At 46.1% G+C, this 6,523-nt stretch carries 8 protein-coding genes and 1 riboswitch; of the genes, 5 read left to right on the top strand and 3 right to left on the bottom strand.

Translation table 11 applies throughout. The features are described from left to right. The coding region (locus RMO84_RS15265; RefSeq protein WP_310489298.1) for a serine/threonine-protein phosphatase at window positions 1–1,227 on the top strand (1,227 nt) is incomplete at its 5' end. Window positions 1,228–1,287: 60 nt separating this feature from the next. Here RMO84_RS15265 and RMO84_RS15260 read toward each other — a convergent pair. Next, entirely contained in the window at window positions 1,288–1,443 is a 156-nt protein-coding gene (locus RMO84_RS15260) for a hypothetical protein (protein ID WP_310489297.1), read from the bottom strand. 20 nt (window positions 1,444–1,463) lie between these two features. Here RMO84_RS15260 and RMO84_RS15255 point away from each other — a divergent pair, with 20 nt between their 5' ends. Genes RMO84_RS15255 through RMO84_RS15245 form a run of 3 tightly spaced genes read left to right on the top strand, consistent with a single transcriptional unit; the run spans window position 1,464 to window position 3,126 of the window. After that, window positions 1,464–2,222 carry a metallophosphoesterase family protein gene (locus RMO84_RS15255; RefSeq protein ID WP_310489296.1) on the top strand — a complete coding sequence of 253 codons (759 nt, stop codon included), beginning with the start codon at window positions 1,464–1,466 and terminating at the stop codon, window positions 2,220–2,222. 58 nt (window positions 2,223–2,280) lie between these two features. Beyond that, window positions 2,281–2,538 (top strand): hypothetical protein, encoded by a 258-nt coding sequence (locus RMO84_RS15250; RefSeq protein ID WP_310489295.1) that lies wholly within the window; start codon window positions 2,281–2,283, stop codon window positions 2,536–2,538. Window positions 2,539–2,541: 3 nt separating this feature from the next. After that, a complete protein-coding gene (locus tag RMO84_RS15245) occupies window positions 2,542–3,126 on the top strand; it encodes a zeta toxin family protein (protein WP_310489294.1) in 585 nt (194 codons plus the stop codon). A 76-nt stretch (window positions 3,127–3,202) separates the two neighbouring features. Here RMO84_RS15245 and thiC read toward each other — a convergent pair whose 3' ends face one another. Then, window positions 3,203–4,582 (bottom strand): phosphomethylpyrimidine synthase ThiC, encoded by a 1,380-nt coding sequence (thiC, locus tag RMO84_RS15240; protein WP_310489293.1) that lies wholly within the window; start codon window positions 4,580–4,582, stop codon window positions 3,203–3,205. Window positions 4,583–4,590: 8 nt separating this feature from the next. Then, window positions 4,591–4,688: riboswitch (TPP riboswitch) on the bottom strand. Between the two features lie 252 nt (window positions 4,689–4,940). Here thiC and RMO84_RS15235 point away from each other — a divergent pair. Beyond that, window positions 4,941–6,149: an acyltransferase gene (locus tag RMO84_RS15235; RefSeq protein WP_310489292.1), complete on the top strand. Its 1,209-nt coding sequence runs from the start codon at window positions 4,941–4,943 to the stop codon at window positions 6,147–6,149. 187 nt (window positions 6,150–6,336) lie between these two features. Here RMO84_RS15235 and RMO84_RS15230 read toward each other — a convergent pair. Then, window positions 6,337–6,523: hypothetical protein (locus RMO84_RS15230; RefSeq protein ID WP_310489291.1), on the bottom strand; the 187-nt coding region annotated here is incomplete at its 5' end.

The following is a 6,523-nucleotide window of genomic DNA, read 5'->3' as shown; positions in this document are numbered from 1 at the left end:
CTCCCAGCAACGTCCACAGCGATCGACGAGCGACTGCGCGTTCTCTTCCTCAAAATGCAGGCCGAACAAGCCTCCCTGCGCGACGTTGCCGCCACCCTCAATCAGATCGTCCTCGAACAGGCCGCACGATTGCCGCTGGAGTGGCAAATTGCTGGCGGTACCGATATTGGTGCGACCCATCAGCACAATGAAGATTCATACTATCCCACGCCCCTAGAACTAGCTCAAGATCCCACTGGTGGCAAGATTGCCATTATTTGCGATGGGGTAGCCGGACATGAAGGTGGCGAAGTTGCCAGTCAGATGGCTGTCAATTTGCTCAAAATTCAGACCCAGAATCTACTGGAAAATCTGAGCCACAGTCGGGAAATCGTTGCACCCGAACAGATCTGTAATACGATCGGTGCGATCGTCAGGGTGGTCAACAATACAATTACCGCCCAAAATCACAGTCAAGGCCGCGAAGATACGCGGCGAATGGGGACGACGATGGTGATGGCAATCCAAGTCAATCAGCCAATTCGTGCTGGCAAAGGCTTCGGCAATTCTCACGAGATCTATATCGCTCATGTGGGCGATAGTCGGGCTTACTGGATTACCCCACACCGCTGTCAATTGCTGACGATCGATGATGATATCGCGACTCGTGAAGTCAAACAAGGTCGCGATGTCCCCTGGCATAGTGCCAGCCGCCCCGATGCGTCGGCACTGACGCAAGCCTTGGGCATGAAATCTGGAGAGCTACTGCAACCTACCGTCCAGCGGTTGATGGCGATCGAAGATGGCATTTTGTTGTTATGTTCCGATGGCTTGAGCGATCGTCAGCTGGTTGAAAGCTCGTGGCAAGATTATGCAGAGCGCGTTCTGCACGGCGATCTGCCGCTGACGGAGGCCGTCCAATCTTGGCTGGCACTAGCGCATCGCGAAAATGGCGATGATAATATTTCGCTCATCCTGATGTCCTGTAATGTCTCAAAACCAGCTCCTAGCAGCAACATCGATCGACCGACCCTCCTGGAGGCACTGTCCCCACGTTCCCAACTAACCCGATCCGAGCGACACTCGCACCCCAGATTTAGGTTCAATCGGACGATTAATCTGTTCTTGTGGCTGACTACCGGAATCGGATTACTAGCAGCGGCGGCGATCGCGCTCACCTTCTTTTATCCAGCTCTACTCGAAAACTGGCAGAAACCAGGCTCACAATCAGCAGAACTAGAGCGATAATTAATTCGATGCCATTCAGCGGCGATCGCGCACTCGGTTAGATTTATCCAAAACCTATATTTAGCGATCGGCACGATAAATTAAGCAATAATGGTGGATCGCAGCCGCTGATGTGCGATCGCGATATTTTTCTACATAAATCGAGCTATTTAATGCAAACGTGTGCATACTAACAATATTATCCGGCTGACCGATCGCAATCTCATCGACTGACATCACCCAGCATTCACCTTTTTATGTTTAATTTATTTCAGAGAAAGAACAACGCTAAACCTCGCAGCATCGCGGTTGGGGATGTTCACGGTCATTTTGATGGGTTGTGCCAGTTAATGAATTTTTGCGAAATATTGCCCCAGGATCGGGTGTATTTTCTCGGCGATGTCATCGATCGTGGCCCTAAAAGTGCCCAAGTTGTCAAATGGATTCGGGAGCATAATTATCCCTGTTTGATGGGCAATCATGAAGTCATGTTATTGGCCTCGTTTAATAATGGCAAACTCGATGAGACGGCATTGCGGCACTGGATTCCCTCTGGCGGCGACACCACGCTAGAAAGTTATGGCGATGGCGGCATTCCCCAAGATGATATGGAGTGGTTTGCCAGTTTGCCATCCTATCTAGATTTGGGCGATACATTTTTAGTACATGCCGGTGTCGATCCCTTTCGATCGCTCGACAAACAAAATAACGAACAATTTTGTTGGATCAGGGAGAAATTCTTGAGCAATCAGTTTCCCTATTTCCCCGACAAAATCATCATCACCGGACATACAATTACGTTCACTCTCCCCGGCGTCCGTCCTGGGGAAATCGCCCAAGGCCCCGGTTGGCTGAACATTGAAACTGGTGCCTACCACCGCAAAAGCGGTTGGATGACAGCATTAGATATTACTAATGCGATCGCCTATCAAGTCAATGTATTTTCTGGCAAAAAACGCAAGCAACCACTTGAAAAGATTGTCAAAGTCGTCGAGCCAACTAGAGTTAAATTTTAATCGATCGATCTAGATCTGCCCCGGGTAAGCTAAAAATGTCATAAGTTAAGGAGAAAATATGATGACTTACATCAAACCTCAACTCGATACCGATTTCAATATTATTCCTGGTGAAGACATCGAGATCCTGGCTAGAAAAATGGCAGCAGCCGGACAAAAACAAGTTGCGGCAGATATCGCTTGTCTCAAATCGATGGGAGAGCCAATTCACTATCTGCTCGATCGTAAATTAATTAAAGAATTAGCAAATGGGGAGAAGTTTGAGATCGAACTTCAGGAAGATGGTAGCGAAAAAATCATCGGTAAAATTCTTTGAATTATGCCCACTTTGACCATCATTGCCGGAGCTAACGGCTCTGGTAAATCGACACTAACCAGACAACTTGTTAGCGTAGCTCAGGATGAGAATCGATCGATCCTACTAATCGATCCCGATGCAATTGCCAAAGAAATCGCTCCTATCGATCCAGCATCAGCGGCAATCGCGGCTGGTCGCAAGGCTCTATATCTATCTCAGCAATATGTTCAGTCAGAAGCTAGTTTTGTTGTTGAAACCACATTTTCTGGCAATACTTACATCAAATTAATGTGTGCGGCAAAAAGCCTCGGCTGGCTAATTGTCTTAATGTATATTGGCATCGACAACCCGAGTATGAATGTTTTGCGAGTAGCAGACCGTGTTAAATTAGGCGGTCATGATGTGCCTAGAGAAGATATTTTGCGTCGCTACGAACGAAGTTTGGTTAATCTGAATAAAGCAGCCAAAATAGTCGATCGATTAATTATTTATGACAATTCGACGAGTGCCGGACATCAGCTATTAGCAACGATTGAAGGCGATCGAGCGGTAGTTTATGTGCCAGAATTGCCCAACTGGGTAGCAAAAGCAAATCTGAATCTTTAGACATAATGAGATCTCTATCGAAAAAGACCCCCGACTTCTCGAAGAAGTCGGGGGTCTGGCGTTAATTTTAGCTAAATTAACCGATACTCGAAGGTTCTTTTTCCTTAGCTAAGAACTTCTCTAACTCAGTCAATGCTTCTGCATCAACTTTAGTCTGCATCGGGCAGAATTTAGGCCCACACATCGAACAGAACTCAGCAGTTTTGTAAATATCTGCAGGGAGAGTTTCATCGTGATATTCCTTCGCCCGTTCGGGATCGAGGGACAGCTCGAATTGACGATTCCAATCGAAATTGTAACGCGCCTTGGACAGCTCATCGTCACGATCGCGAGCACCTGGGCGTTTGCGAGCGATATCGGCAGCGTGAGCGGCAATTTTGTAGGCGATCAGACCATTGCGGACATCTTCAGCATTGGGTAAGCCGAGGTGTTCTTTGGGAGTCACGTAGCAGAGCATCGCGGTACCGTACCAGCCAGCCATTGCCGCGCCGATCGCAGAGGTGATATGGTCGTAACCAGGAGCGATATCGGTAACTAATGGCCCTAAGACGTAGAAAGGAGCCTCAGAGCACTCTTCCATCTGTTTTTTGACGTTGAACTCGATTTGATCCATCGGGACGTGTCCGGGGCCTTCGACCATCACTTGGATGTCATGTTCCCAGGCGCGACGAGTCAGGTTGCCGAGAGTCTTGAGTTCGGCGAGTTGGGCTTCGTCGGATGCGTCGTGGGTACAACCAGGACGCAAGGAATCACCCAAGCTAAAAGACACATCGCATTTTTTGAAGATCTCGATGATGTCGTCGAAATGGGTGTAAAGGGGATTTTGCTTGTGGTGATGCAGCATCCACCGTGCCAAAATGCCGCCGCCACGGGAGACAATTCCCGTCAGGCGATTGCGAACTAGGGGTAAATGTTCGATCAGGATGCCCGCGTGGATGGTTTGATAGTCAACCCCTTGCTGGGCATGTTTTTCGATGATGTGCAGAAAATCATTGGGCGTGAGATTTTCGACATTACCATGAACGCTTTCTAAGGCTTGGTAAATGGGAACAGTCCCGATGGGAACGGGAGAATTTTTGATGATTTCGATCCGAATATCATCTAAATTACCGCCACCAGTGGAAAGATCCATCACGGTATCAGCACCGTATTTGACTGCTAGGATCAGTTTATCAACCTCATCCTGCATGTTGGAAAAGCTGGGTGATGCACCGATGTTGGCATTCACTTTACAGCTAGATGCAATCCCGATCGCCATTGGTTCGAGATTGGGATGATTGGTATTCGCAGGGATAATCATCCGTCCGCGTGCGACTTCCGATCGAATCAAATCTACAGGGAGACGTTCGCGCTTGGCGACATGGTGCATTTCTTCGGTTTCGACACCCTGACGCGCATAGTGCATCTGGGAGACATTGGCTTGTCCGCTACGTTTGGCAATCCATTCAGCACGCATATTCAATTTCCTATCATAAACAGCTTCCCTCCGCTGGCATTACCCAGACTCAGGTGCAAGGGTATGTTCTCAGCCCGACTGGTTTCGGACACCCCTAGCTATAGTTGTAGATTCTAACATTTACGATCGAGTTTGGGGTCGAGACGTTGCAAATTGTCTCGATCCGGTCTGCTTGCGATAATTTTAGATGCGATCGAACATTACTAATAATAGAGTACTATCCAAAAGCGCCAGCGATCGGGATCGATCTAGATGCTGCATCATAACTCTCCACATTTACAGTATTGAATTTGTAGGGCTGATTTCTATCTGTTAAGATATTTACGATTGCATTTCTATTGAAATAAACATCTTAACAATGGAGCATGTATTAAAATTCGGCATGACACTGCTTTGTTTTAGCATATCAATATTGACTGCTAAATTTATCGGGCGTCATCATTACTTTTCTTTTTTAACATTCAGACAGGGGCGATATGGAAGTATTGATGGATTAAGAGGATTTCTCGCCATCTCCGTTCTTTTTCATCATTTTATAGTCACTTGGCATTGGAAGGTTAATGGTAAGTGGGAAAGGCCACCTGAAGATTATTATCAAAACTACGGAAAAGTTGGCGTTGCCATTTTTTTTGCAATTACAGGTTTTTTATTTATTTCTAAAATTCTCAAAGACGGTGGCAAGATCGACTGGATTGAATTCTATGAATCGCGAATTTTTAGAATTTATCCTTTGTATATATTTGTAATATTTATTGTTACGATAGTTGTTTTTAGCTCGAATCTCAAACTCGAAGTGAGTCTTAACGAGCTGATAAAAGCATATACCCAGTGGCTCACCTTTCGGCCTGGTGGCATCATCAATAACTTCTTAGATACTAAATTAGTTATTGCTGGAGTAGATTGGACGCTTCAATATGAGTGGCTGTTCTATATCTTATTACCGATAATTACAATTGCGATCGTGAGATTGGGTCGATTTGGAGGTTTATTTCTGTTTGCTGTATGTGTTTATCTATTTAACAAGCCTATGCAGATTCATTCGATCGATACGAGCCTCCTCATTTTCTTTGCTGTTGGTGGGCTATCTGCCTATCTAAATAGGCGTTACCAAATCCCCAATTCGATTATCAGAAGTAAATGGGTATCGAGCCTTACTGCTTTGGCTATCGCATTTGCTATTTTCCGACCCATAACTTTTGATTCAATACATATATTAATGATTTCGCTATTCTTTATCCCAATCGTTCTGGGTAATGACCTATTTGGAGTTTTTTCGCTCAAGTCATCTATCTTGCTTGGTGAGATTAGTTACAGCATATATTTATTACATGGTATAGTTATATATTTATCATTCTCTGTCTTTAATATTGCCATACTTAAAAACATCAGTTTTCAGCAATACTTGCTTTTTATGCCAGTCATTTGTGTAGCTGTGATTCTGCTATCGGCACTGACATTTATATCGATCGAAAAGCCCTGCATAGAATTTGGTCGCAAATATCCGATCTCACGTATGTTAAGGGCTATTGCAATTAAGGTTAGGAAATTGCGATCGGGAAAAAACTAAATCTCGCCGCTGAAAGCTAGATAGCGAAAATCATAGAGATCCCCCTGCTTGGTGCAACGCACGCTGAGGGAACCTCAGCGCGATTGCATCCGCTAAATCTCCCTTCAAAAGCGGATGCCTTTTCGGTCGGGTTCCCCGACCATGAAAAGGCACCAAGCGGGGGACTAAGAATCCGATTCCCCCCTTTTTAAGCTACCGTGTATACAAATCTCTGGTCAAAAGCGAAATTAGTGTGAATCCCCCTGCTTGTCTTGACGCACACAACCTGGAGGTTCCCTCCAGGTCGATGCGTCGCTGGTGCAACGCACGCTGTAGGCGTTGGCGTTGGCGTAAGCCTGCCGTAGGCACAGCCTCTCCGTTCGCGCAGCGTCTCG

It is taken from the genome of Chamaesiphon sp. VAR_69_metabat_338 (assembly GCF_031423935.1).
GTDB lineage: Bacteria > Cyanobacteriota > Cyanobacteriia > Cyanobacteriales > Chamaesiphonaceae > Chamaesiphon.
The sequence above is the reverse complement of the archived record's forward strand: the minus strand, read 5'-3'. Positions and strand labels throughout refer to the sequence as shown.

Coding starts and splice junctions, on each gene's coding strand:
- RMO84_RS15260 (WP_310489297.1), bottom strand. CDS start 1,443: ATGTCAGTCGATGAGATTGCGATCGGTCAGCCGGATAATATTGTTAGT.
- RMO84_RS15255 (WP_310489296.1), top strand. CDS start 1,464: ATGTTTAATTTATTTCAGAGAAAGAACAACGCTAAACCTCGCAGCATC.
- RMO84_RS15250 (WP_310489295.1), top strand. CDS start 2,281: ATGATGACTTACATCAAACCTCAACTCGATACCGATTTCAATATTATT.
- RMO84_RS15245 (WP_310489294.1), top strand. CDS start 2,542: ATGCCCACTTTGACCATCATTGCCGGAGCTAACGGCTCTGGTAAATCG.
- thiC (WP_310489293.1), bottom strand. CDS start 4,582: ATGCGTGCTGAATGGATTGCCAAACGTAGCGGACAAGCCAATGTCTCC.
- RMO84_RS15235 (WP_310489292.1), top strand. CDS start 4,941: ATGGAGCATGTATTAAAATTCGGCATGACACTGCTTTGTTTTAGCATA.